The sequence below is a fragment of the Noviherbaspirillum sp. L7-7A genome, assembly GCF_019052805.1.
Taxonomy (GTDB): Bacteria; Pseudomonadota; Gammaproteobacteria; order Burkholderiales; family Burkholderiaceae_D; genus Noviherbaspirillum_A.
Genome location: NZ_JAHQRJ010000001.1, coordinates 1662691 through 1686491, shown reverse-complemented (window position 1 = coordinate 1686491; position 23801 = coordinate 1662691). Strand labels below are relative to the sequence as shown.

22 protein-coding genes are annotated in these 23801 nt (G+C 64.8%); 13 read left to right on the top strand and 9 right to left on the bottom strand.

The genetic code is table 11. From position 1 onward, the window contains the following. Nucleotides 1–106 precede the first annotated feature (106 nt). The 3 genes from KTQ42_RS07640 (at nt 107) to KTQ42_RS07630 (ending at nt 3460) form a co-directional block, all read left to right on the top strand. Nucleotides 107–1048: a CysB family HTH-type transcriptional regulator gene (locus KTQ42_RS07640; protein ID WP_217344965.1), complete on the top strand. Its 942-nt coding sequence runs from the start codon at nt 107–109 to the stop codon at nt 1046–1048. Between the two features lie 185 nt (nt 1049–1233). Then, entirely contained in the window at nt 1234–2232 is a 999-nt protein-coding gene (locus KTQ42_RS07635; protein WP_217344964.1) for a fumarylacetoacetate hydrolase family protein, read from the top strand. 58 nt (nt 2233–2290) lie between these two features. After that, a complete protein-coding gene (locus tag KTQ42_RS07630) occupies nt 2291–3460 on the top strand; it encodes an ABC transporter substrate-binding protein (protein ID WP_217344963.1) in 1170 nt (389 codons plus the stop codon). Nucleotides 3461–3496: 36 nt separating this feature from the next. Here the strand turns inward: KTQ42_RS07630 and KTQ42_RS07625 are convergent, their stop codons facing one another. Beyond that, nucleotides 3497–4354 carry an alpha/beta hydrolase gene (locus KTQ42_RS07625; RefSeq protein WP_217344962.1) on the bottom strand — a complete coding sequence of 286 codons (858 nt, stop codon included), beginning with the start codon at nt 4352–4354 and terminating at the stop codon, nt 3497–3499. A 204-nt stretch (nt 4355–4558) separates the two neighbouring features. On the opposite strand from KTQ42_RS07625, the gene KTQ42_RS07620 reads away from it, so the two are divergent. Both KTQ42_RS07620 and KTQ42_RS07615 read left to right on the top strand, forming a co-directional pair. After that, nucleotides 4559–4810, top strand: coding sequence for a hypothetical protein (locus KTQ42_RS07620; protein WP_217344961.1), 252 nt, complete (start codon nt 4559–4561; stop codon nt 4808–4810). 83 nt (nt 4811–4893) lie between these two features. Continuing rightward, entirely contained in the window at nt 4894–5115 is a 222-nt protein-coding gene (locus KTQ42_RS07615) for a hypothetical protein (RefSeq protein WP_217344960.1), read from the top strand. A gap of 50 nt (nt 5116–5165) precedes the next feature. Here the strand turns inward: KTQ42_RS07615 and KTQ42_RS07610 are convergent, their stop codons facing one another. Next, nucleotides 5166–5543 carry a VanZ family protein gene (locus KTQ42_RS07610; protein ID WP_217344959.1) on the bottom strand — a complete coding sequence of 126 codons (378 nt, stop codon included), beginning with the start codon at nt 5541–5543 and terminating at the stop codon, nt 5166–5168. A gap of 413 nt (nt 5544–5956) precedes the next feature. On the opposite strand from KTQ42_RS07610, the gene surE reads away from it, so the two are divergent. Beyond that, nucleotides 5957–6766, top strand: a complete 810-nt coding sequence (surE, locus tag KTQ42_RS07605) for a 5'/3'-nucleotidase SurE (RefSeq protein ID WP_349292166.1) — start codon at nt 5957–5959, stop codon at nt 6764–6766. A gap of 165 nt (nt 6767–6931) precedes the next feature. Next, on the top strand, nt 6932–7642 hold the full coding sequence (locus tag KTQ42_RS07600; protein WP_217344958.1) for a VTT domain-containing protein: 711 nt from the start codon (nt 6932–6934) through the stop codon (nt 7640–7642). Between the two features lie 180 nt (nt 7643–7822). Here the strand turns inward: KTQ42_RS07600 and phaZ are convergent, their stop codons facing one another. Then, nucleotides 7823–9019: a polyhydroxyalkanoate depolymerase gene (gene phaZ, locus KTQ42_RS07595; RefSeq protein WP_217344957.1), complete on the bottom strand. Its 1197-nt coding sequence runs from the start codon at nt 9017–9019 to the stop codon at nt 7823–7825. A gap of 71 nt (nt 9020–9090) precedes the next feature. Then, nucleotides 9091–9933, bottom strand: a complete 843-nt coding sequence (locus tag KTQ42_RS07590) for an AraC family transcriptional regulator (protein WP_217344956.1) — start codon at nt 9931–9933, stop codon at nt 9091–9093. A 157-nt stretch (nt 9934–10090) separates the two neighbouring features. On the opposite strand from KTQ42_RS07590, the gene KTQ42_RS24230 reads away from it, so the two are divergent. Further along, entirely contained in the window at nt 10091–11488 is a 1398-nt protein-coding gene (locus tag KTQ42_RS24230) for a methyl-accepting chemotaxis protein (RefSeq protein WP_283093262.1), read from the top strand. Nucleotides 11489–11579: 91 nt separating this feature from the next. After that, nucleotides 11580–12128: a DUF3455 domain-containing protein gene (locus tag KTQ42_RS07580; protein ID WP_217344954.1), complete on the top strand. Its 549-nt coding sequence runs from the start codon at nt 11580–11582 to the stop codon at nt 12126–12128. A gap of 223 nt (nt 12129–12351) precedes the next feature. On the opposite strand, the gene KTQ42_RS07575 is transcribed toward KTQ42_RS07580, so the two are convergent. The 5 genes from KTQ42_RS07575 to KTQ42_RS07555 form a co-directional block, all read right to left on the bottom strand. Further along, nucleotides 12352–12678, bottom strand: a complete 327-nt coding sequence (locus KTQ42_RS07575) for a hypothetical protein (protein ID WP_217344953.1) — start codon at nt 12676–12678, stop codon at nt 12352–12354. Between the two features lie 41 nt (nt 12679–12719). After that, nucleotides 12720–14033, bottom strand: coding sequence for a gephyrin-like molybdotransferase Glp (gene glp / locus KTQ42_RS07570; protein ID WP_217344952.1), 1314 nt, complete (start codon nt 14031–14033; stop codon nt 12720–12722). Nucleotides 14034–14042: 9 nt separating this feature from the next. Further along, nucleotides 14043–15161 (bottom strand): GTP 3',8-cyclase MoaA, encoded by a 1119-nt coding sequence (gene moaA / locus KTQ42_RS07565; protein ID WP_217344951.1) that lies wholly within the window; start codon nt 15159–15161, stop codon nt 14043–14045. 69 nt (nt 15162–15230) lie between these two features. Then, entirely contained in the window at nt 15231–16568 is a 1338-nt protein-coding gene (gene chrA / locus KTQ42_RS07560) for a chromate efflux transporter (RefSeq protein ID WP_217344950.1), read from the bottom strand. A gap of 189 nt (nt 16569–16757) precedes the next feature. Next, complete coding sequence (locus KTQ42_RS07555) at nt 16758–19892, bottom strand: Rne/Rng family ribonuclease (RefSeq protein ID WP_217344949.1); 3135 nt, start codon at nt 19890–19892, stop codon at nt 16758–16760. A gap of 740 nt (nt 19893–20632) precedes the next feature. Here KTQ42_RS07555 and KTQ42_RS07550 point away from each other — a divergent pair. The 4 genes from KTQ42_RS07550 to KTQ42_RS07535 all read left to right on the top strand — a co-directional run bounded on the left by KTQ42_RS07550 (nt 20633) and on the right by KTQ42_RS07535 (nt 23800). Beyond that, a complete protein-coding gene (locus tag KTQ42_RS07550; protein WP_217344948.1) occupies nt 20633–21643 on the top strand; it encodes an RluA family pseudouridine synthase in 1011 nt (336 codons plus the stop codon). A gap of 65 nt (nt 21644–21708) precedes the next feature. Next, on the top strand, nt 21709–22368 hold the full coding sequence (locus tag KTQ42_RS07545) for an HAD-IIIA family hydrolase (protein ID WP_217344947.1): 660 nt from the start codon (nt 21709–21711) through the stop codon (nt 22366–22368). Continuing rightward, nucleotides 22368–22739, top strand: a complete 372-nt coding sequence (locus KTQ42_RS07540; RefSeq protein WP_217344946.1) for a Rieske (2Fe-2S) protein — start codon at nt 22368–22370, stop codon at nt 22737–22739. Before KTQ42_RS07545 ends, KTQ42_RS07540 begins: the two co-directional genes overlap by 1 nt. A gap of 53 nt (nt 22740–22792) precedes the next feature. Continuing rightward, nucleotides 22793–23800 carry a S49 family peptidase gene (locus tag KTQ42_RS07535; RefSeq protein WP_217344945.1) on the top strand — a complete coding sequence of 336 codons (1008 nt, stop codon included), beginning with the start codon at nt 22793–22795 and terminating at the stop codon, nt 23798–23800. The last annotated feature ends 1 nt before the right edge of the window (nt 23801 follow it).

Sequence of the window (23801 nt, the reverse complement as noted above, 5' to 3'; positions counted from 1 at the left end):
AAACTTCGCGCTCATGCACAACGACATAGTATTCATTTGCTTATATGCATATGCGTAATATGCATTTCGCTTTCATCCTGCGCTTTTACCCCGACTTCCTGCCCCCATGAACCTTCATCAATTGCGCTTCGTCCGCGAGGCGGTCCGCCAGAATTTCAATCTGACCGAGGCGGCCAAGGCCCTGTTCACGTCCCAGCCCGGCGTCTCCAAGGCCATCATCGAACTGGAAGAGGAACTGGGCGTGGACATCTTCACGCGGCATGGCAAGCGCATCCGCGGACTGACCGAGCCGGGCAGGGCGGTGCTGAAGTCGGTGGAAATGATCATGCAGGAGATCGAGAGCTTAAAGCGCATCGGCAAGGAATTTGCGGCGCAGGACAGCGGCAGCTTCACCATCGCCACAACCCATACCCAGGCACGCTATTCGCTGCCGCGGGTGGTGCAGCAGTTTGCGCAGAAATTTCCCAAGGTCAGGCTATCGCTGCTGCAGGGCAATCCGCGCCAGGTCGCCGAGATGGTGCTCAACGACCAGGCGGACCTTGCAATCGCCACCGAGGCAATCGCCGACGTCGACGGGTTGATTTCGCTGCCGTGCTACCAGTGGGAACACCTGGTGGTGGTGCCGCCGGATCATGCGCTGCTGCGGGCCAAGCCGCTGACGCTGGAGGAAATCGCCACCTATCCGCTCATTACCTATGACGCTGCCTTCGCCGGCCGCAACAAGATAGACCATGCCTTCGCGCTGCGTTCCTTGAAGCCCGACATTCTGCTGGAGGCGATCGACGCCGACGTGATCAAGACCTATGTCGAGCTGGGCATGGGCGTGGGCATCATCGCCGGCATGGCCTTTGACCCCGAGCGCGACCGCAACCTGCGCGCCATCTCGGCCGGGCACCTGTTCGGCAGCAATGTGTCGCGGGTGGCGATGAAGCAGGGCGCCTACCTGCGCAGCTATGTCTATACCTTCATCGAGTTGATGACGCCCACGCTCAACCGCAAGCTGATCGACCAGGTGATCAGCGGCGAGCAGGCGATGTATGAGTTGTGACGCGCCGGCCGCCTGGGAAGCTTCTGGCGACATGAGAGCAGGTGAGCGGGCGCTGTGAACGCAGCGCCTGGCCCGATACCGGCCGGCGGCCAAACTGATCACTCACTACGCGCCGTGGCCGCGGCCCGCCCAGGCTTGCCGTTATAATGCCGCCCTGCACGTCAACCCTCACCAGATTCCTTCACATGAAGCTAGCCACCCTGAAGGACGGCACCCGCGACGGCCAGCTGGCCGTCGTTTCGCGTGACCTCAAGACCGTCGCCATCGCCGACGCCATTGCGCCAACGCTGCAGCGCGCGCTCGACGACTGGCAGTTCATGGCGCCGCAGCTGGCCGAACTGTATGAGCAGCTCAATGCCGGCCGCGCAGTGCGCGCCTTCGATTTCGATGCCCGCAACTGCATGGCGCCGCTGCCGCGTGCCTACCAGTGGGCCGACGGCTCGTCCTATGTGAACCATGTGGAGCTGGTGCGCCGGGCGCGGGCGGCGCAGATGCCGGAGTCGTTCTGGCATGACCCGCTGATGTACCAGGGCGGCTCGGACGACTTCATCGGCCCGACCGACGACATCGTGGTCATGTCGGAAGACTGGGGCATCGACTTCGAAGGCGAGGTGGCAGTAATCACCGACGACGTGCCCATGGGCGCCACGCCCGAGCAGGCCGCTGGCCATATCCGGCTGCTGATGCTGGTCAATGACGTGTCGCTGCGCAACCTGATCCCGGCCGAGCTGGCCAAGGGCTTCGGTTTCCTCCAGTCCAAGCCGGCCACCGCGTTCTCGCCGGTGGCGGTCACGCCCGACGAACTCGGCCCGGCCTGGCGCGACGGCCGCATCCACCTGCCGCTGCGCGCAACCTGGAACAACGACCTGGTCGGCCAGCCCAACGCCGGCGACGACATGGTGTTCAGCTTCCCGCAGCTCATTGCGCACCTGGCCAAAACGCGCAATGTACGGGCCGGCAGCATCATCGGTTCCGGCACGGTATCGAACAAGGATGCGCGGCGCGGCTACACCTGCATTGCCGAGAAGCGCGCCCTGGAAATGATCGGGGGCGGCGAGCTGACCACGCCCTTCATGCGTTTCGGCGACAACATCCGCCTCGACATGCGCGACGCCGCCGGCAAGTCCATCTTCGGCGCCATCGACCAGAAAGTGGTGCAGGGCGAGCCGCCGCTCAGCCGCTGAATTTTCGAAGCGCTGAGCCGCTGAATTTCCATCCGACACAACAACAACGGGAACAATCATGCAATCCAAACTTTTCCGCTGGTTCGCCGGCATGTCCTGCATTTCGCTGTCCGTGCTGGTAGCCCAGTCCGCCCATGCCCAGATCAAGGTGGGCGTCACGATTTCCACTACCGGCCCGGCGGCCGCGATCGGCGCGCCGACCCGCAATGCGATGTTGCTGTGGCCCAGGGAAGTGGCGGGCCAGAAGGTGGAATACATCATCCTCGACGATGCGTCCGACACCACCAACGCGGTGCGCAACCTGCGCAAGCTGACCGCCGAGGAAAAGGTCGACATCGTGGTCGGCCCCAATACCACGCCCAATGCGCTGGCGATGCTGGACGCGCTGGCCGAGTCGCAGACGCCGATGGTGGCGCTGGCGGCGTCGGCATCGATCGTCGAGCCGCAGGACGCGCGCCGCGCCTGGGCCTTCAAGATGCCGCAGAACGACACCCACATGACCACCATCCTGACGCAGCACATGGCTGACAACGGCATCAAAACGGTGGCTTTCATCGGCTTTGCCGATGCCTATGGCGAAGGCTGGTGGCGCGAGTTCTCCAAGCTGGCCGAGGTACGCAAACTGCAGATCGTCGCCAACGAGCGTTTCGCCCGCACCGACACCAGCGTCACCGGCCAGGTATTGAAGATCATGGCGGCCAGGCCGGATGCAGTGCTGGTGGCCGGTTCGGCGACGCCGGCGGTGCTGCCTCAGAAAACCCTGGTGGAGCGGGGCTACAAGGGCCGTATCTACCAGACACATGGCATTGCGACCCTGGAATTTTTGAAAGTGGGCGGCAAGGATGTGGAAGGCACCTTCTTCCCAACCGGCCCGGCGGTGGTGGCCAAACAGCTGCCGGAAAACAATCCGGTGAAGAAGGTGGCGATGGATTTCACCCGCCGTTACGAGGCCGCCTATGGCGAGGGCACAGTGACCCAGTTCGCGGCCGACGCCTGGGGCGCCTGGATGCTGATCGCCAACGCAGTGCCGCAAGCGTTGAAGAGCGCCAGGCCCGGCACGCCGGAATTCCGCGCCGCGCTGCGCGCCGCGCTGGAAAACACCCGCGAGCTGACCGTGCCTCAGGGCGTGATCAACATGAATGCCCGCGACCATGTCGGCCTGGACCAGCGCTCGCGGGTGATGGGCCGCATCCAGGGCGGACGCTTCACCTACGCTTACGGCGGCTGAGCGCAAAGGGCCCGCCGCCCTTGCCTGAAAATGCAATCAGGCGGCGCGCAGGCTTTCCAGCAGCGTCACGGTGGCATCGAACAGCGGATCGCCGGGTGCTGCAAAGGCGTCGCAGATGGTCAGGTGATTGCGATCCGGGAGCGCCACATCCGCCATCAGCCTGTCTTTCCAGACCGACCCGATCAGCGCATTCTGGCGCTTGAATTCCTCCGACTCCAGCCCGCCCACGGCCGTCACGAACGGCGCGTCGGTGGCCTGCGGCATGAAGGCCGGCGACAGCGGCCCGATGTGTTCCGTCTTCAGTTTCAGATCAACATTCACATAGTCGGCATGCTGCAGCGGGGTCAGGTCATACAGGCCTGACAGCAGCACGCCGCCGCGCACCAGGTCGGCCGGCAGGTCGTCGGCAAAGCGCGGCCACTGTGCCGCCAGCATCATCGCCGACAGATGGCCGCCGGCGGAGTGGCCGGCCACCACGATACGGCCGGGGTCGATGTCGTATTGCTCGGCATTGCGATACAGCCAGGCAAGCGAGCGCAACTGCTGACGGGTGATTTCCTCCAGCGAGGCCGTCGGCGCCAGGGTGTAGTTGGTCAGCGCCACATTGAAGCCGGCGCGCAGGTAGCCGGGGGCGACGAAGGAAAAGTCGGACTTGTCCAGCGAGCGCCACCAGCCGCCATGAATGAACACCAGCAGCGGCGCGCCACGCTTGCTTGCCGGGAACAGGTCCAGCCGCTCGCCCGCGCTTTCGCCATATGCCAGGTCAAGCAGGCCGGCATGGGTGCGACGCACATGGGCCGAGTCCTTTTGCCAGCGGGTAAAGATGCGGGCATGGTCGGGCACGGCGGCGCGGGCGTTGAACTGGGCGTTGTAATAGGCAGTGGGATCTTGCATCGCGGTCACGGCATCAGAATGAAGAGACGGGATGATAGCACCGCAGTCGCAGCGCCATGAACGGCCTCGCGCTTGCGCCGTCGAGGGTGAAAGGGCATTAGTCGCCGCACTCTTGATATCGGTCGCCTGACCTGCATTCTGGGGATGCAAAAACGGCGCAAGGTCTTAACATGAACCTTCCTGACGGATGCGATGGGAGCCGTGATGCCCACCGAGCAGATTGGTGACTACGAGATCGAGTATTCCGGCGTGCATCTGGCCGAAAGCGAAGGCTGGACCGCCTGGGTGGAAATCTATGGCCCATCCAGCAATCCGATGCACCGCCAGCCGGTGGTGCCTTCCCAGCGGGTAGCGGTCGAGACCCATTTTTCCAGCCAGCAGGAAGCCGAGCAGGCAGCCCGCCGGATCGCCATCGGCATGCTGGAGCAAGGCCATCATCGTGCTTCGCCCGGCTGAGGCCGTCGCAAGGATGACGCTGTTTGCGTGAACTCTTGCGCGCTGCGGCAATCGGACCGTGATTGTATGGGGAGAATGACGACATGACGATGTGTACTGCATGCAGCGCGCTGCAGCAAGGTGGACACGAGCATGCCGCACTGATGAGCCTGGGCCGGCGTGGCTATATGCAGTCTGCGAAGGCCCGCACCAGCGGCGGCGAATATTTTGTATGCAGGCTGTGCGGCGCCGAATGGCGGCGCGAGAACGGCATGCATGAAGTGGTCAGGAAGAAGGCCGGCTGGGGGCTGGCCCGGCTGCGCTGAAGCGCTCCGGGCTTGCGTTGCTGCATGCCCTGTCGGGCACCCTCACTCATTTACCGGGAAGCAGTGCGCCGCGCCAGGGCGGACATGATCAGCGCGCAAACGGTGGCGGCAACGGTGTCGAGCAGGACGTCGCTCAGCCTGGCTTCGCGGAAAGGCAGAAAGGACTGGTGGAATTCATCGCCGGCCCCGGCCAGCATGGTCAGGCCAACCGCCATCAGCAGGCTGGGGCGCCGCATCGACAGCCATAGGAGCGCGCACCAGCCGCCGTAGAACACCACATGGTAGACCTTGCTGAAACCATCGCGGCCCGGCAGGTGGGTCACGGTGGTTTCCTGTCCGCCCATCCAGAGCAGCAGCAGATAGAGTGTCAGCGCGATGACGAGATAGCAGGCGCGCGGCAGGCGCCGGAGCAGGGTATAGAGATCCATGGGCGGCAGTATAGGCGTACGCAAGTAGCGGGCACTATTTGAAGACAGCGGATTTTGCCGGTTCGTGCACGGCATGCGCAAGCTGCGGCGTAGCGGGTCGCCGCGGAGCCGGGGCGCTTTCGCGTCCGGCTGGCTCGGGCGGGATCGACGTCGATTGATTCTGGAACAAGGATAAACAGGGGTTTTGCAGGGCATTGCCCTTTACCTGCAGTCGCAGACGCGACCTGCAACGGTGGCGACCCACCATCGCGCCGCTATGGAAAAGGACGCATCGCACTGACCAGGACGGTTTGGCCGGTATCGTCAAACTCGTCAGGCCGAAAGAGCCCTACACTGGCGTGAACGCGCCGGCGGCCTGGCGCTGCCCCTGTTCCTGCATTGTCCCTTTCCGCGAGGCGCTCATCTTGTCTTCCATCCCCGATTTTCCTCCCGAAGCATCCCGAACCGGCGGCCACATCGTCAACCGCATCCTGCTTACCAACGACGACGGCATCGACGCACCCGGCCTGGCCGTGCTTGAACAGGTGGCTGCCACGCTGGCATCCGAAGTCTGGGTGGTGGCGCCGGAACATGACCAGAGTGGCACGTCCCATTCGATCAGCCTGCATCAGCCCTTGCGCTACAGCCGGCGCGGCGAACGGCGCTTCGGCATTTCCGGCACGCCCGGCGACTGCGTCGTGATGGCGGTGCGCCACCTGATGCAGGACAGCCTGCCCGAACTCATTCTGTCTGGCGTGAACCGCGGCGCCAATCTTGGCGTGGAAACCGTGTTTTCAGGAACCGTTGGCGCGGCCATGACGGGCATGCTGTTCGGCATTCCATCGATTGCCCTGAGCCAGACCTTCGGCGACCCGGCCGCTGTGCGCTGGGACACGGCGCGCCAGGTGGCGCCGGACGTGATCCGCCGGCTGTATGCGGCCGGCTGGGACATTCATGCCTGCCTGAATGTGAATTTCCCGAACGTGGCGCCGGCCGAGGTCGGGCCGCTGGCGCTGACGCGGCAGGGCGTCGGGCTGGTCAAGGGCATCAATGTGGTGCCGCGCACCGATCCGCGCGGCCTCACCTACCACTGGCTGCAGTTCCACCGTGAAGCCGTGGAGAATGCCCCCGACACCGAAACTGCCGTGGTGCGGGCCGGCGGCATCGCAGTCACGCCGCTGCGCTTCGAACGCACCAATGAGGACGCGCTGGCCCATCTGCGCAATGCCTTGTCGCAGCAGTGAAGGAAGCGTGCGCCATGCCGGCGGCACGGCCGGCCTTGCGGCATGGCCAGCGGTTCTTGTCACCCGGTAAGCAGCGCATAAATATTCACATGATGGATCATCCACGCGCCGGCTTTTGAGCGACAATCAGTCGTTCACCGAACGAAGGTAGCAGGATGAAGCATCATGGACGGGCGACGACGACGCACCATAGGACGCGCGATCCTGCTCCTGCTGCTTTTCGCAGCACTGGCCTTCTGGCTGCTGTTTGCTTCCCCCGTCGCTGCGCTCAGGCGCGTCCAGGAATGGATAGACAGCTTCGGATTCTGGGGGCCGGCGGTATTCCTTCTCTTCTATATTCTGGCGGTGGTGGTACTGGTGCCGGGCTCCATGCTGGCGCTGCTGGCCGGCCTTGCCTATGGCATGTGGGGACTGCCGCTGGCACTGGCCGCAGCCACCACCGGCGCGTCGATCTCCTTTCTGATCGCCCGGCATTTGCTGCGTAGCCAGGTGCAGGCCGTGATCCAGCGCCGCCTGCTATGGCGCGCTTTCGAGCGTGCGGTGAGCGAAGGCGGCTGGCGCATCGTTGGCCTGGTCAGGCTCAGTCCGGTCCTGCCGTTCAATCTGCAAAACTATTTCTTTGGTATTACCCGCATCCGGTTCCGGCATTACCTGCCAGCCACGCTGCTGGGCATCGTTCCGGGTACCACGGTCAACGTCTCGCTGGCCACTGCGGGATATGCAATGAGCATGGACGGCATGGCCGACCTGTGGCATCCGCTCAAGCTGCTGCTGTTCGCCCTCGGCCTGGCGGTGACCGTGATCGTCTGCTGGACCATCACCCGCCGGGTGCGCGCCATCCTGCAGATCGCCGGCCAGGCGGCGGGCGAGCCCTGAGCTTTCCGCGCATCCTTGCCCTGCGTTTTCGCCAATCATTCCAGGCGATGCCTTCGCCTGTTGCATGATGATTTCCAGAAAAGGCGTGTCGGCGCCCATCGGGCCGACACCGATGCATGTGCATGTGCAGGTGCAGATGCAGGTGCGGGTGGCGGCCAGCGCCAGCGCACGCTGCCAGCGCTAGGCGGATGCTCGACGTGCCTTGGGCGGCAGGGAGGCCAGCATGCGGTGCAACTCGGGCAGTACCTGCTCGCGCCAGCACGTCCCGGAAAACACATCCCGGTGCGTGGCACCTTCAACGTCGAGATGCCGCTTCGCGGCGGCCGGCAGGCCAGTGCACAGCGCGTGCGCCGCCCGGGTCTGGCCGGCGCCGCAAATCTCGTCTGACACCGCCTCCACCGTCAGCAGCGTGCCGTGGCGCATGCGTTCCGGACGCACCGGACGGCCGCGGTGGCGCAGCACGCCGCGGGCCAGCGCGCAGCGCTGGAATACCTCGTGCAGATTATCCAGATAGAACTCGGCCGCCAGATCCAGCACCGGCTGTTGCCGAGGCATGACGCTGCCCAATTCCAGCATCGCCCGCCAAAAGACCAGCGGATCGGCAAGGCCGGCGGCAACCGATGTCAGGCGCCGCCGCTGTTCCATGCCGACCGATGCCACCAGCTGCATGGCGCCGCCATAGACCCGGCGGCCGGCACCCGGCAGCGGCGCCGGTACGACGCTGATCAGCTCATCCTCGAACCAGTCCAGCGGCGCCCCGGTCGCAAAGCGGTTAACCGGGCTGGGGTTGATGCGGGCGTCGATCGGCCCCGCCATCAGCGTCAGGCTGCGCGCCTGGGCGGCATCGTCGTCTTCCGCCAGCAGGGCCGCCGCCGCCAGCGCCGGCACGCAGGACTGGCAGATCGCCACCAGGTGCGCGCCAGGCCCGATGGCGCGCATGAAGCGCAGCAGGTAATCGATGTAGTCGTCCATGCCGAAGGCGCCGGCCGACAGGGGCACGTCGCGGGCATCGGCCCAGTCGGTGACGTGCACCTGGTAATGCGGCAGCAGGCCCAGGACGGTATCGCGCAACTGGGCCGCCGCATGCCCCGACATCGGCGCCACCAGCAGCAGCGGCGGCGCGTTCAGTGCGCCGGCGCGAAAGCGCAGCAGCCGCCCGAACGGCGCATCGAGCACCAGTTCTTCCTGCACCGTGACGCTGCCTTCGTCAGTTTCCAGGCTAATGCCAGCCAGCCCGAATTGCGGGCGCGGCTGGCGCAGGGTTTCGCCGCAGGTCGACTCCAGCAGCGCCGCAAGTGTGCGCAGTCCTGGCGGATGCGTCAGCCAGTTCCATCCTGTCTGGCCGTCGGCGCCGGGCTGTTCGGTCTGGTGTGGCATGCATCGCTCCTCTGTAGGGTGAACAGTACTGACCGGCTGCGCGCCATTGCGTTCCAGAGACGGCGCGTTTCCTACGCTGCGGTGCCTGGCTGTTCGGGTCTGGAGCGCAGCCAGGCGGAAGGCGACACGCCGAACCGGGCGCTGAAGGCGCGGGAAAAGGCCGGCTGGCTCTGGTAGCCGACCCTGATCGCCACTTGCTCCACAGGCATGCGCTGGCGCAGCAATTGCCGCGCCAGCTTCATGCGGCGTTGCGCGATGTACTCGGCTGGCGGCATGCCGACCTGCTTGTGGAACTGGCTGGCGAACTTGCTGCGCGACATGCCAGCCATCCGCGCCAGCGCATCCAGCGGCCATGGCTGCGCCGGTTGACGCTGCACCGCCTCCAGCACCCGGGCCAGGCCGGCGTCGGACAAGCCCGCCAGCGCATCCTGCTCCAGCCGGCCGGCCGCATGGGCGTGCCGCATCAACTGCACCACCAGCACCTCACACAGCCGGTTCAGCACCAGCCGGCGCCCGCTGAGCTGGCTGCGCGCTTCATTGTCCAGCAGCTCCAGGGTGTAGTGCAGCAGGGGCGCGTCGGCCAGCCGGACATGCAGGCAGTCCGGCAGCATCAGCGCCGGCGAATGGGTTTCCTCGCCTTCCAGGGCCAGGTTGGCGCACACCAGGTTGACCTCGCTTCCCGGCGGCACCACCAGATGATGTTGCAGACCACGCGGATAGAACAGCACGGCTGGCTCGTTGATGTGGATGGAAGGCCGGTCCGGATGGTGCATCACGACGGTGCCGCTGCGCACCACATGCAGCTGTCCCAGTCCGCTGGCGCCGGGAAAATGGTTGTCGCCGCAAAAGCGGCCATCGAAAAATACCGTTGCATTAAAAACATTTCTATGAAGAAATTCAGAAAGTCGGTCCATGATGCCTTTGGGATGAGACGAAAGAGCATGAATTCAGGATGAACGGGTATGGCGCACCGACGCTTCTCGGCTATCCTCCAGCCTGTTTTCGACATTTCTTCATGGAAATTTAATCTGTCTGAAGGACTTTTCTATCATGCATGAACAGGCATTGGGAATGCGCAAGGTTTACAGTCGGGCCGACCGCCTGATGCTGCCAGTGATCTGGGCCATGTTCGTGATGGCGCTGGCACTGGCGGGTTGGCACGATACCCTGGGCTGGGCGCTGGCCATCGGGCTGCCGGCCGCACTCGGCCCCACCGTGGCGATCCTGCTGGCGCCCGGTTCCCGCGCCGGCCGTTATTCGGTGGCGACGGCGCTGATGGTGTTTGCAGCACTGCATATCCATCAGTCCGCAGGCACGCCCGAGCTGCATTTCGGCATCTTCGTCCTGCTGGCTTTTCTGCTCTGCTACCGCGACTGGTCGGTCATCGTGGTCGGCGCCGCAGTCATCGCCGTGCATCACCTGAGCTTCAACTACCTGCAGCAATGGGGCTTTGGCGTGCTGTGCTTTACCGAACCCGGCCTGGGCAAGGTGCTTGCGCATGCCGCCTACGTGGTGGCCGAGACGGTGGTGCTGTCCCATCTGTCGCTGCTGCTGCATCGCGAGGCCCTGCAGGCCGTGGAGCTGGCTGCGCGGCTGGACCAGGTCAATGCCTCCGGCGACGGCCGCATCACCCTGACGGCGCCGTCATCCACCGCCCTGAGCGACGGCGGACGAGTGCTGGAAGGCATGATGACCGCGCTGCGGGAGGCGGTAGCGGCGGTGCATGCCGGCACCGAGGCGATCGCCCATGCCTCGCATGCGATCGCCCATGGCAACGCCGATTTGTCGCGCCGCACCGGCAGCCAGTCCGAGGGGCTGCGCCAGACAGCCGAGGCGATGGCGCAGCTGACAGTGGCGGTGCGGGACAACGATGCCGACGCCCGCCAGGCCAGCAATCTCGCCGCTGGCGCCGCCGACGTGGCCGAACGTGGCGGCCAGGTGGTGGAGCAGATGATCGATTCGATGGAAGCGATCCGTGCCCGTTCCCGTCGCATCGTCGACATCATTGCCGTGATCGACGGCATTGCCTTCCAGACCAATATTCTGGCACTGAACGCCGCCGTGGAAGCGGCCCGCGCCGGCGAACAGGGCCGCGGCTTCGCCGTGGTGGCCTCGGAAGTGCGCGGCCTGGCCCAGCGCTCGGCCGCCGCCGCCCGCGAAATCGCCGCCCTGATCCACGACTCGGTCGCCGCGGTGGATGCCGGCGACACCCTGGCCGGGCAGGCTGGACGCACCATGGAGGAGATCGTCAGGGCGGTGCAGGAAGTGGCCGCCATCATGGCCCGCATCGTGGCTGCCAGCCATGGACAGGCCACCGGCATTGCCAGCGCCAATGACGCCATCGCCGAGATGGACCGGGGCACCCGCGACAATGCCGCAATGGTAAAGCAGGCCGAAGCCGCCGCGGCCAGCATGCAGCAGCAAGTGCAGCTGCTGGGCCAGGCCGTGGCCGCATTCCGCCTGGCATAAGCAATTCGATTGTTTGTTGAATCCGTTTGACCAGGTGCGCCGTAGAAGGAGGGCAGTGGCGCTATTTCCCTTTTTTCCCACGGAGGCATGAATGAAACACGCATTGAAAACGGCAGCGGCAGGCATGGCGGTATGGACGCTTGCGGCCTGTTCCACCCCGGCCATGATGAGCGACATGAAGGCGCCCGTCGCCCCGGCGGCAGTCAGCGTACCGGCCGGCCACAAGGTGGCGATGATGACCACCGGCATGGGCGAGCTGACCTATGAATGCCGGGCCAAGGCGGGCATGCCCGGCCAGTGGGAATGGGTCTTCACCGGGCCGGATGCGATGCTCTATGACATGAACCGGAAGATGGTCGGCAAGTACTACGGCGGCCCGACCTGGGAGGCGGCGGATGGCAGCAAGGTCGGCGGCAAGCAGCTGGCCGTGGCGCCCTCGCCGAATGCCGGCGCGATTCCGCTGCAACTCGTGCAGGCCGGCCCGGCAACCGGCAATGGCGCAATGAGCGGCGTGAGCTACATCCAGCGGCTCAACACAATGGGGGGCGTGGCGCCGATGGATGCCTGCGGCGAGGCCATGTCGGGCATGAAGAAAACCGTGAAGTACCAGGCTGACTACGTGTTCTACAAGCCGGCCTGATTGCGACGGCCCAAAGTGATGCGACCCGGACAGCCGAGGCTGGAGCGGGTCGCAGGGGATTTAGGCTCGATGCCTAAAAACGGATGTCGATTTCAATCGACGCCATCAATATACGCCTGAACCCCGGCGTGCTGGCGCACGCATGGCTTGATATCGCGCAAACGAATCCGCTGGAAAGCATGAGGTTGATCGTATAAGGGCGCGCCGGGCAGGACGGATGCGGCTACCTGATGCGCGGCATCAGTTCGCCGGTGTTGGGGTTGACATAGCCGCCCGGAATGCCGAGGTATCGCTCGCCGGTAGCCGGGTTGATGACGTCGCCGTTCCCGGCAGGTGGATAGTACTGGCCGCTGGCAGGGTTGATCGCACCGGTTTCGGCTCGTTCCGGCGACGGCAGCCTTGGAAAGCTGCCTTGCCGTTCACGTTCATCGGCCTGGTGCCGGTTTTGGGGCGGCGGTACGGTCTGTTCCTTATCGGACTCGGCAGCCTGTGCAAGCGCAGCATTGCACCAGCATGCGCACAGCAGGGCCTGAAGGAATTTTTTCATCATGCCAACTGTGAGCCGGCAATCCGCATAAGGTTCCGGCCGCCCTACAGCAGTCCCTCGAACGGCAGCACCTCCACCATGTCGCCCGCCTGCACATTGCCCTGTTCATGGCCCAGCACCACCATGCAGTTGGCCTCCGACATCGAGCGCAGGATACCGGACCCCTGGGCGCCGGTAATGCGCACTTCGCGGCTGCCATCGGCAGCCACCGACAGGATGCCGCGCTGGTACTCGGTGCGGCCCGGCTTCTTGCGGATCGCGCCCTGCAAGCGCACCGCGAACAGCGGTAGCGGCGGCACCTGCGCGCCCATCATGTGCAGAAGCGCCTCGCGCGCGAAGAAGTAGAAGGTCACCATCACCGCCACCGGATTGCCCGGCAGGCCGAACAGGTAGGCGCTGTGCCCAGCGGAATGGATCTTGCCGAAGGCCATGGGCCGGCCTGGACGCATGCCGATCTTCCAGAATGTCACATCGCCCAGCTGGGCCATCATCTGCTTGGTGTAGTCGGCCGCGCCGACCGACACGCCGCCGGAGGTGATGATGGCATCGGCATTCTCGCAGGCCGAGCGGAACGCCGCTTCCAGCGCGGCCGGATCGTCGGCCACCACGCCCATGTCGATGATGTCACAGCCCAGGCGCCTGAGCATGCCGTACAGCGTGTAGCGGTTGCTGTCGTAGACGCAGCCTTCGTCGAGCGGCTCGCCGATCGAGCGCAGTTCGTCGCCGGTGGAAAAGAAGGCGACCCGCAGCCGGCGCTGCACCGGCACCTCGGCCACGCCGAGCGAGGCCAGCAGGCCAAGGTCGGCCGGCCGCAAAACCTTGCCTCTGGCCAGTGCCGGCTGGCCGGCCGCCAGGTCTTCGCCCGCCAGCCGCCGGTTGTCGCCTGGGCGCACCACATTCGGCGGCAGCATCACGCTGGAGGTATCGGACTGGCTGGTGAATTCCTGCGGCACCACGGTATCGCAGCCCTCGGGCATGACCGCGCCGGTCATGATGCGCACGCATTCGCCAACGCCAACCGGGCCGTCGTAGGCGCGGCCTGCATAGGACGTGCCTACGACGCTGAGGGACAGCGGCGCATCGCCCGCCAGCTCGGCGCCGGCGAAGGCGAAGCCATCCATCGCGGAATTGTCATGGGCCGGCACATTGATTGGGGAAACGATGTCGGCCGCCAGCACCCGGTCGAGGGCGCTGCGGATGGCGACCTTCTCGACCGCATGCAGCGGCAGCACGAAACTGCGGATGATCTCCTGTGCCTGGGCGACCGGCAGGGCGTCGGGGTCATAGCCGGACAGGCAGCTGACGACCTGGTCAAGGGTAGGGTGGGCAGATTGAACAGGAGGTGGTGTTTTGTTCATGGACACGGTTTATCCGCCTATATAGGACATTTCAACTTTCTTGCGCGGACCTTGCGCCAGCGTTTCGGTGCTGTTGGTGCGCAGCTCGGAGTAACGGTCGCCGCGGGCGCGCCAGACCTGCGCCACCGCGCTGGAGATCTCCTCATCGCTGTGGCCGGCGCGCAGCAAGGCGCGCAGGTCATGGCCGCTGGTGGCGAACAGGCAGGTATAGAGCTTGCCTTCGGTCGACAGCCTGGCCCGGGTGCAGTCGTGGCAAAAGGCCTGGGTCACGCTGGAGATCATGCCTACCTCGCCGCCGCCGTCGGCATAGCGCCAGCGGGCCGCCGTCTCGCCGCTGTAGTTCGGGTCGACCGGCTGCAGCGGCATCGCCTCGGAAATGCGCCGCACCACCTCGGCCGACGGAATCACCTCATCCATCTTCCAGCCGTTGGACGCGCCCACGTCCATGTATTCGATGAAGCGCAGGATGGTCGGGCTGCCCTTGAAGTGGCGCGCCATCGGCACGATTTCCTGGTCGTTCATGCCGCCCTTGACCACCATGTTGACCTTGACCGGGCCAAGCCCGGCACGATGGGCCGCGTCGATGCCGTGCAATACATCCGAGACCGAGAAATCGACATCGTTCATGCGCCTGAACACGGCATCGTCGAGCGCGTCGAGCGACACCGTCACCCGGTTCAGCCCGGCATCCTTCAATGCCTGCGCCTTGCGCGCCAGCAGCGAGCCGTTGGTGGTCAGGGTCAGGTCGAGTTCGCGGCCGTCCGGCGTCTTCAGCGCGCGCAGCATGGCCACCAGGTTTTCCAGGTTCTTGCGCAACAGCGGCTCGCCGCCGGTCAGCCTGATCTTTTCCACGCCGTGGGCAACGAACAGGCTGGCCACGCGGGTGATTTCCTCGAAGGACAGCAGCGCGCTGTGCGGCAGGAAGGCATAGTCCTTGTCGAACACGTCCTTGGGCATGCAGTAGACGCAGCGGAAGTTGCATCGATCGGTGACCGAGATGCGCAGGTCGCGCAGCGGGCGCGCCAGGCTGTCGGCGAGCAGGCCGCTGGGCTGTTCCAGGCTGGCGGGAATGCGCGGCGCCGATGGCAGGCTGCGGTAGTCGGCGACGGGAATGATTCTGGATGACATGGCAGGCGGTTCAGGTTCAGCTCGGTTGGACTCTGTTCACATGAGGCGGCCGGTCGTACGGTCCAGCCTTTAACGCAGGTACGATACCACGAGGCCTGCTACCGCACATGCAAGGATCAGCTTGATGGTATCGGCCTTGTACCGCACCAGCGCCAGCAGGGCAAGCGCACTGATCAGGACGGCCGCCCAGTCCCATTGCAGCGGCGGCAGCGCGAGCCGGAATACATGCCAGGCGAAGAACAGCGCCAGGCTGATCACCACGCCGACCACGGCAGCCGAAATGGCGGTCAGCGGTGCGGTCAAACGGATATTGCCCCGTGTCGATTCCACGAGCGGTCCGCCGGCCAGGATGAAGATGAAGGAAGGGAGGAAAGTGAAGAAGGTGGTCACGCAGGCGGCCACGGCGCCGGCCAGCAGAAGATGGTCAGGGCCGAACAGCGCCTTGGTCCAGCCGCCGACGAAGCCGACGAAGGCAACGATCATGATCAGCGGACCCGGCGTGGTTTCACCCAGCGCCAGGCCGTCGATCATCTGCGTTGCGGTCAGCCACTGGTAGGTCTCCACGCCGCCCTGGTAGACATAGGGCAGCACCGCATAGGCGCCGCCGAAGGTCAGCATCGCGGCCTTGGTGAAGAACCAGCCCATCTGGGCCAGCGGCCCCTGGCGGCCGTACAGCAGTGCCAGCGCCAGCCAGGCCACAACCCCGATGCCGATGCCGACTGCAAGCAGCTTTGCCAGGTGCGGGCCGCTATAGCGCGCATGCGGCGGCGGTGGCGTCGCATCGTCGATGATCGCCGGTCCGTAGCTGGCTTGCGCACTCGACCCGTGTCCGCCGCCGAGCTGGAATTTCGCTGGCAGCAGGCGGCCGCCGACCATGCCGGCCAGCGCCGCCGAAAGCACGATGACCGGAAATGGCAGCCGCAGCACCGCGATGGCCACCAGCGCGGCCACGGCGATACCGATCAGCCAGCCATTCTTCAGGGAACGGCTGCCAATGCGCCAGGCGGCGGCGAGCACGATCGCCACTACCGCCGGCTTGATGCCGTAGAGGACGCCGGCTACCACCGGGAGGTTGCCGAAGGCCAGATAGACCCATGACAGCAGCATCAGTATCAGCAGCGAAGGCAGCACGAACAGCGCGCCGGCAATGATGCCGCCCCAGGTGCGGTGCATCAGCCAGCCGATATAGATGGCCAGCTGGGTGGCTTCCGGTCCGGGCAGCAGCATGCAGTAGTTGAGCGCATGCAGAAAGCGCTGTTCGGAAATCCAGCGGCGGCGTTCCACCAGTTCGGTGTGCATCAAAGCAATCTGCCCGGCCGGACCGCCGAAGCTGATGAAGCCCAGCTTGAGCCAATAGGCGAATGCTTCAGCGAGGCTGACCGGGGGTGGCGCCGTTGTCTTGTCCATCTGTCCTTGCCTTTCCGCGGCGCGGAAAAAAGGGAGCGAACGCTCCCCTGGATTGTGTTCTACCGCTGTTGGATCGATTCGATGCCAGCCCGGCCGGATTCTTGCTCATGAAGCACCAGGTAATCCGTACCGGGCCGTGCTGCTGCATCCGCTGTCTGCCACGCCCATCGGGCACGGCAGACAGGGATATCAGCGGTTGGTTTCCACCTGGATCAGCGGCTCGTTCGACACCGGCGGCAGCGGCTTGCGTTCGCGCGGCACGCGAGGCGCAGGCTGGATGCGGGCTGCCGCTTCCTGGGCTGCACGCAGCTTTTCCGGGTCGGTGCTTGCCAGGGTCAGGCCAGCGGCGCTGAGCATGGCATTAAGCTCCTGCAGCGGCATGCTGGCGCCTGCCTTGGCGGGAGCCACGCTGGTAACCGGCTGCGGCTGGTCCACAGCAGGCGCCTGCACGGCTTCCGCTGCTTCCACAGCCTCCGCTTCGACGGGCGCTGCCGTTGCGGGCTGCACGTCGGCGACCGGCGCGCTGTCGGCGTGTCGCACAGGAGTGGCTTCAACCACCTCGGCCTGCTGCGCAAGCGGCGCCGGCTGTTCGGCCGTTGCCGGCGCAGCCTCGGCTTGCGCCGCAGGCTCGATGGCCGCTGGCGTTTCCTGCTGTGCTGGCGCTGCTTCGGCCAGCGTGGCCGCCTCGGCATCCACCGCTGCCGGCGCGATCGCGCTCGCTTCGGTGTCGGCAACGGCTTGGCTGGCTTCAGCCGGCGCGGACTGCGCCGCTTCGGCCGCTGCAGATGCTGCCTGCTCCGGCTGGGCGCTGGCTTCAGCCGGCACCACTTCCACCGTGGTGTGGCTGACCGCCACGTCCACCGTGCTTATTGCAAGCACGGTGGCGTCCGGGGCTGCCTGGCTGGCGGCCTGCTCTTCGGCAATGGCAGCGGCTTCGCCGGCGATGGCGGCGCCTGCTTCCAGTTCCTCGCCGTTTTCGCCGATCTCGCCATTCTCGCGTTCACGGCGATTGCGGTTGCGGCCACCGCGACGGCGACGACGACGCGGCTGGTCATCGCCTTCCTCGACATTGTCGGCCATCTGGTTCTCCAGGCCTTCCTGCTCGGCGCCGGTCTCGGCTGCGATCGCTGCAATCGCAGCCGATGGCGCCGACGGAACTTCTGTCGGTACTGCTGCTGCGGTCAGTGGCAATGCTTCCTCGCCTGCCGGCTCGACTGGCACGGTTGGCTTGCGCTCCTCGCGCGGTGCGCGCGGTGCGCGTTCCCGCCTGCCTTCGCCAGCCTCGCGCGGCTCGCGTGCCTCACGCGGCTCGCGACGACCCTCGGCGTTTTCACGTGGCTCACGCGGCTCGCGCGGAGGACGCGGCGGGCGCGTGGTCTGGCCGGCCGGCGCCGTTGCCGGCGTGGTGCCGGCGGCTGGTTTGGCCAACATGTCCTCACGGCCTTCGACCTTGCCGGCGTCGCGCTCATCGCGCTCACGGCCACCGCGTCCGCCACGTGCACGGCCACGCTGGCCATTGCCGCGCTGGTTGCGCTCGGCACGCTCGCGCGCCACTTCCGGCTTGGCCGCGGCGACTGGCGCCGGCGCCGGGGCAACGACTACCGGCTTCTTGCGGAACAGGCCGAACAGGCGGCTCAGGAAGCCTTCCTCGGCCTGGGGCGCAGCCGCCACCGGAACCGGTGCCGGTTCGGGCGCCTTGCGCTCGACGATAGGCGCCGGCTGGTCCGGCGTGATGCTCTTGACCATCGCCTCCTGGCGCGGCTTTGCCTCTTCCTTCTGCCGCTTGTCGTAGCCGATGTCGGTTTCAGCCACTTCAGCCATGCTGTAGCTGGCCTGCATGTCTTCCAGGCGCGGATCGTCATGCTTCAAGCGTTCCAGCTTGTAATGCGGCGTTTCCAGATGCTTGTTCGGAATCAGGATCACGCTGACACGGTGCCGGGTCTCGATCTTCAGGATCTCGCCGCGCTTCTCGTTGAGCAGGAAAGCGGCGACATCGACCGGCGCCTGCACATGGATCGCGGCCGAGTTCTCCTTCATCGCCTCTTCCTGGATGATGCGCAGCACCTGCAGGGCGGACGACTCGGTGTCGCGGATATGGCCGGTGCCGTTGCAGCGCGGGCAGGTCACATGGCTGCCTTCCGACAGCGAGGGACGCAGCCGCTGGCGCGACAGTTCCATCAGGCCGAACCGGGAAATCTTGCCCATCTGCACACGGGCGCGGTCGAAGTGCAGCGCATCCTTGAGCCGGGTCTCGACTTCGCGCTGGTTCTTCGAGTTCTCCATGTCGATGAAGTCGATGACGATCAAGCCGCCGAGGTCGCGCAGGCGCAACTGGCGGGCCACTTCATCGGCCGCTTCGAGATTGGTATTGAGCGCGGTGGTCTCGATGTCGCTGCCGCGGGTGGCGCGGGCGGAGTTGACGTCGACCGACACCAGCGCTTCGGTATGGTCGATCACGATGGCGCCGCCGGATGGCAGCGGCACGGTGCGGGAGTAGGCGGTTTCGATCTGGTGCTCGATCTGGAACCGGGAGAACAGCGGCACGTCGTCGCGGTAGCGCTTGACCCGGTGCACCATGTCCGGCATCACATGGCTCATGAACTGCTGGGCCTGGTCGTAGATGTCGTCGGTGTCGATCAGGATTTCGCCGATGTCGGGCTGGAAGTAGTCGCGGATCGCGCGGATCACCAGCGAGGATTCCTGGTAGATCAGGAAGGCGCCGGAAGCGGACTGGCCGGCGCCCTCGATGGCGCGCCAGAGTTGCATCAGGTAGTTCAGGTCCCACTGCAGTTCATCGACATTGCGGCCGATGCCGGCGGTACGGGCAATGACCGACATGCCGCTGGGCAGGTCGAGCTTGTCCATGGTCTCGCGCAGTTCCTGGCGGTCTTCGCCTTCCACCCGGCGCGATACGCCGCCGCCGCGCGGATTGTTGGGCATCAGCACCAGGTAACGGCCGGCCAGCGAAACGAAGGAGGTCAGCGCCGCGCCCTTGTTGCCGCGCTCTTCCTTTTCCACCTGCACCACGATTTCCTGGCCTTCGCGCAAGGCGTCGCGAATGCTGGCGGTGCGTACGTCAACGCCTTCCTTGAAATAACTGCGGGCAACTTCCTTGAAGGGGAGAAAGCCGTGACGCTCTTCGCCGTAGTTGACGAAGCAGGCTTCGAGGGAGGGTTCGATGCGGGTGATAACGCCTTTGTAGATATTGGACTTGCGTTGCTCGCGTCCGCTGGTTTCGATATCGATGTCGATGAGCTTCTGCCCATCGACAATCGCCACGCGCAGTTCTTCCTGCTGCGTGGCGTTGAATAGCATGCGTTTCATGATTCACTCCGTGACCTTGAGGTCATCTTCAATGCCGCTGGCAACCCGGGTTGCCGTATGCGGCTGGCATTTATGGGGCGCATGCTGGAGCGGATCCGGTCTGACTGGAATCACGAAGCCGGTTGCAATGCCGTCGGCACTGCATCATGCGTCCTCGCCGTACTTCCGGTACGGCTCGTCGGCACGCCTTGGTCGTAGGGTAATCGACCTCGGCCTCGTTGAGTCCATTCAATCCAAACACGCTACAGGGCGGAGTGTCCGAAGGGAATTGCCTTGGTGTGCGGCGTCGCAGCGCATGCGCTGAAGCCGTACGGGCGCTGATGCGGTTTTATCCGGGTGCCGAGTGCGTACTGAAAGCATGCCGGACGCACATGCAGGAGGCAGGCGCGCGAAACACGGCAACATCGGTACGAGACAGCTCGGTCAAGCCAAACGGAACGTCATGGTTCAACAGTTTCGGCAACCCGGGTACAACCACATCCACCAGCGAGCCCGCACAACAGGCGCTCTCGCCGGAAAAATCCTGAACATCCAGACATCCGATCCAACATTTCCGCGCGCCGCCCGATTGCAACAACGGTGGCAACCCTGGCTCGCGCAACAAATGCTGCATACACATCTTTTCCATCGAATTTGCAATAAGGCGAGGCCGATGGAGACGCCCCTGTGTAGAATGTGCTTTTTATTCTTACACTTACGCCGCAGCCTCCTGGCTACGGCCGGTCGATTATATATTCAAAATGAAGGACTTAGCGAGCTTTTCAGGGAACAGCGAAAGAATCCCGGCCGCAACAGCGCAACCACAAGTCCTCAGCCAAGTCCAGCTGGTCACGATTTCGGAAGAAGAAGCCGGTCAGCGCATCGACAATTTCCTGCTGCGCATCTTCAAGGGCGTACCGAAAAGCCACGTCTACCGGGTGCTGCGCTCGGGCGAAGTGCGCGTCAACAAAGGCCGCGTCGACCAGACTTACCGCCTGTGCGAAGGCGATGTGCTGCGCCTGCCGCCGGTGCGCACCAGCGAACGCGCGCCGTCCGGCGCACCGGGCGCCGAGTTCACCATCCTGCTGGAAGACAGCCACCTGCTCGTCATCGACAAGCCGGCGGGCGTAGCGGTCCATGGCGGGTCTGGCGTCAGCTATGGCGTGATCGAGCAATTGCGCTCCTCCCGTCCCGATGCCAAGTTCCTTGAGCTGGTGCACAGGCTCGACCGCGACACCTCTGGCATTCTGATGCTGGCCAAGAAACGCTCCGCGCTCACCAATCTGCACGAGCAGATCCGGGAAGGCAGCCTCGACAAGCGCTATTTCACGCTGGTCAAGGGCGACTGGACCAATCCACGCCAGCACATTCGTCTGGCGCTGCACAAGTACAGCACGCCGGACGGCGAGCGGCGCGTCAGGGTGCAATCCGACGGCATGGTGTCGCACACGATTTTCAACCTTGTGAAAAAATATGGGCCTTATGCCTTGCTTGAGGCGGAACTGAAAACCGGAAGGACTCACCAGATCAGGGTGCATCTGGCCTCCAGCGGCTTTCCTATCGTCGGCGATGACAAATATGGCGACTTTGCCCTCAACCGGGAAATGCAGAGGGCGGACGGCCAGAGGTCGGCCTTCAAGCGCATGTTCCTGCATGCGCACCAGTTGACCTTCGTGCATCCCGACAGCGGCAAGCCGGTCACGCTGAAGGCAGGGTTGCCGCCGGAATGCCAGCGCTTGCTCAAGGCGCTGGAGCAGCAAGCCGCGCAATGACGCACAATTTGCAACTATCCAGAAGATCGTTACCAGAAAGCGAAAGGGCCGAGACGGCCCACACCATGCCAAGAAAACAATTTGATCTCATCGTATTCGACTGGGACGGCACCCTGATGGACAGCACCGGCACCATCGTCAAGTGCATCCAGGCCGCCGCGCGCGACCTCGGCCTGCCGGTGCCGGACAATCGCGCAGCGTCCTATGTCATCGGCCTTGGCCTGCAGGACGCCATGGAAGCGGTGCTGCCGGACCTCGATCCGAAATACTATCCGCGCATGGTGGAGCGCTATCGCCATCACTACCTTGCGCAGGACCAGGAGCTGACGCTGTTCGACGGCGTCCCGGAAATGCTTGCCGACCTGTCCCAGCAGGGCTATTTCCTGGCCGTTGCCACCGGCAAAAGCAGGGTAGGGCTGAACCGCGCGCTCAATACCGCCAAACTGTTGTCGGTCTTCGATGCCACCCGTTGTGCCGATGAAACCTTTTCCAAGCCGCATCCGGCCATGCTGCAGGAACTGACTCGCGAACTCGGCCAGGACCTCAAGCGCACGGTCATGGTGGGCGATACCACCCATGATCTGCAGATGGCCATCAATGCCGGTGCCGGCGGCATCGGCGTGCACTACGGGGCCCATACGCCCGAAGAGCTCAAGCCGCTCAATCCCCTCTTCACTGCGGACTCCGTGCCGCATCTTCATGCCTGGCTCAACGAGCACGCCTGATGAGCGACACCGACATCTTCGTCTGCGACGCAGCCGATCTTGAGGAGGGCGGCCGGGGCGTGCGCTTTCCCGTCACCGCCGGCTTTGAAGATCGCACCGGGTTTGTGGTGCGCTATGGCGGCGCCGTGCGCGGCTTCCTGAACCGCTGCGCCCATGTGCCGATCGAGCTCGACTGGAGCGAGGGTCAGTTCTTCGAGTCGAGCGGCCTGTATCTGATGTGCTCGACCCATGGCGCACTCTACGATCCTGAAAGCGGCCGCTGCGCGGGCGGCCCCTGCCGCGGCGGCAGTCTTCGCCCGATCTGTGTCGTCGAGCGCGAGGGAAAGATTTACTGGCAGCCGGATGATTACATCCGTCCGGCCCGCGCCTGACTCAGGCACACGCCAGGGATGGCAGACAAGCAAACAAGCAACGAGCGATAACAATGAGCATGGATAACCAGAATAATTCGATTGCATCCTCCCCGCAGGCCGAAGCCCCGCTACGCAGCGTTGCCTGGGAACGTGAAACCCTGGAAAAGCTGGCCTTTGCGACCTTGGCCGAACAGCGCGCCCGGCGCCGCTGGAATATTTTTTTCCGCTTCCTGTTCGCCGCCCTGATTCTCCTGGGCCTGGCGCTGGCGTTCGACTATACCGGCGCCGACATGGAGGCCGTGGGCAAGCACAGCGCCCTGATCGAAATCGACGGCACCATCGAAAGCGGTAGCGGAAGCGGCTCGGCCGATTCCGTGATCCCTGCTCTGAACCGCGCCTTTTCCGACGAAGCCGCGGTTGGCGTCATCCTGCGCATCAACAGCCCGGGCGGCAGTCCCGTTCAGGCCGGTATCATCAATGACGAGATCCAGCGCCTGCGCAAGGCCTATCCGCAAAAGCCGTTGTACGTCGTGGTAGACGAAATGTGCGCCTCCGGCGGTTATTACATTGCTGCAGCTGCCGACCGCATCTATGTCAACAAGGCCAGCATCGTCGGTTCGATCGGCGTGTTGATGGATGGCTTCGGCTTTACCGGCCTGATGGACAAGCTGGGCGTCGAGCGCCGGCTGCTGACGGCCGGCGAAAACAAGGGCTTCATGGACCCATTCAGCCCGGTGCAGCCCAAGCAGGTTGAATATGCCCGCGGGATGGTCAACGAAATCCACCAGCAGTTCATCGACGTGGTCCGCCAGGGACGTGGCAAGCGGCTCAAGGAAACGCCGGACATGTTTACCGGCCTGTTCTGGAGCGGCGCGCGCGCGGTGGAGCTGGGGCTGGCCGATGGCTTCGGCACTGTCAATACGGTGGCCAGGAATGAATTGAAAACGGATGACATCGTCGACTACACCAAGCACGAAGGACTGCCGGAGCGGGTGCTGAAGAAGTTCGGCGCCGCAGTAGGCGCCGGCGCCGGCGCTTCCCTGCTCGGAAATGCCAGCGCCAGGCCAGCGCTGCGCTAGG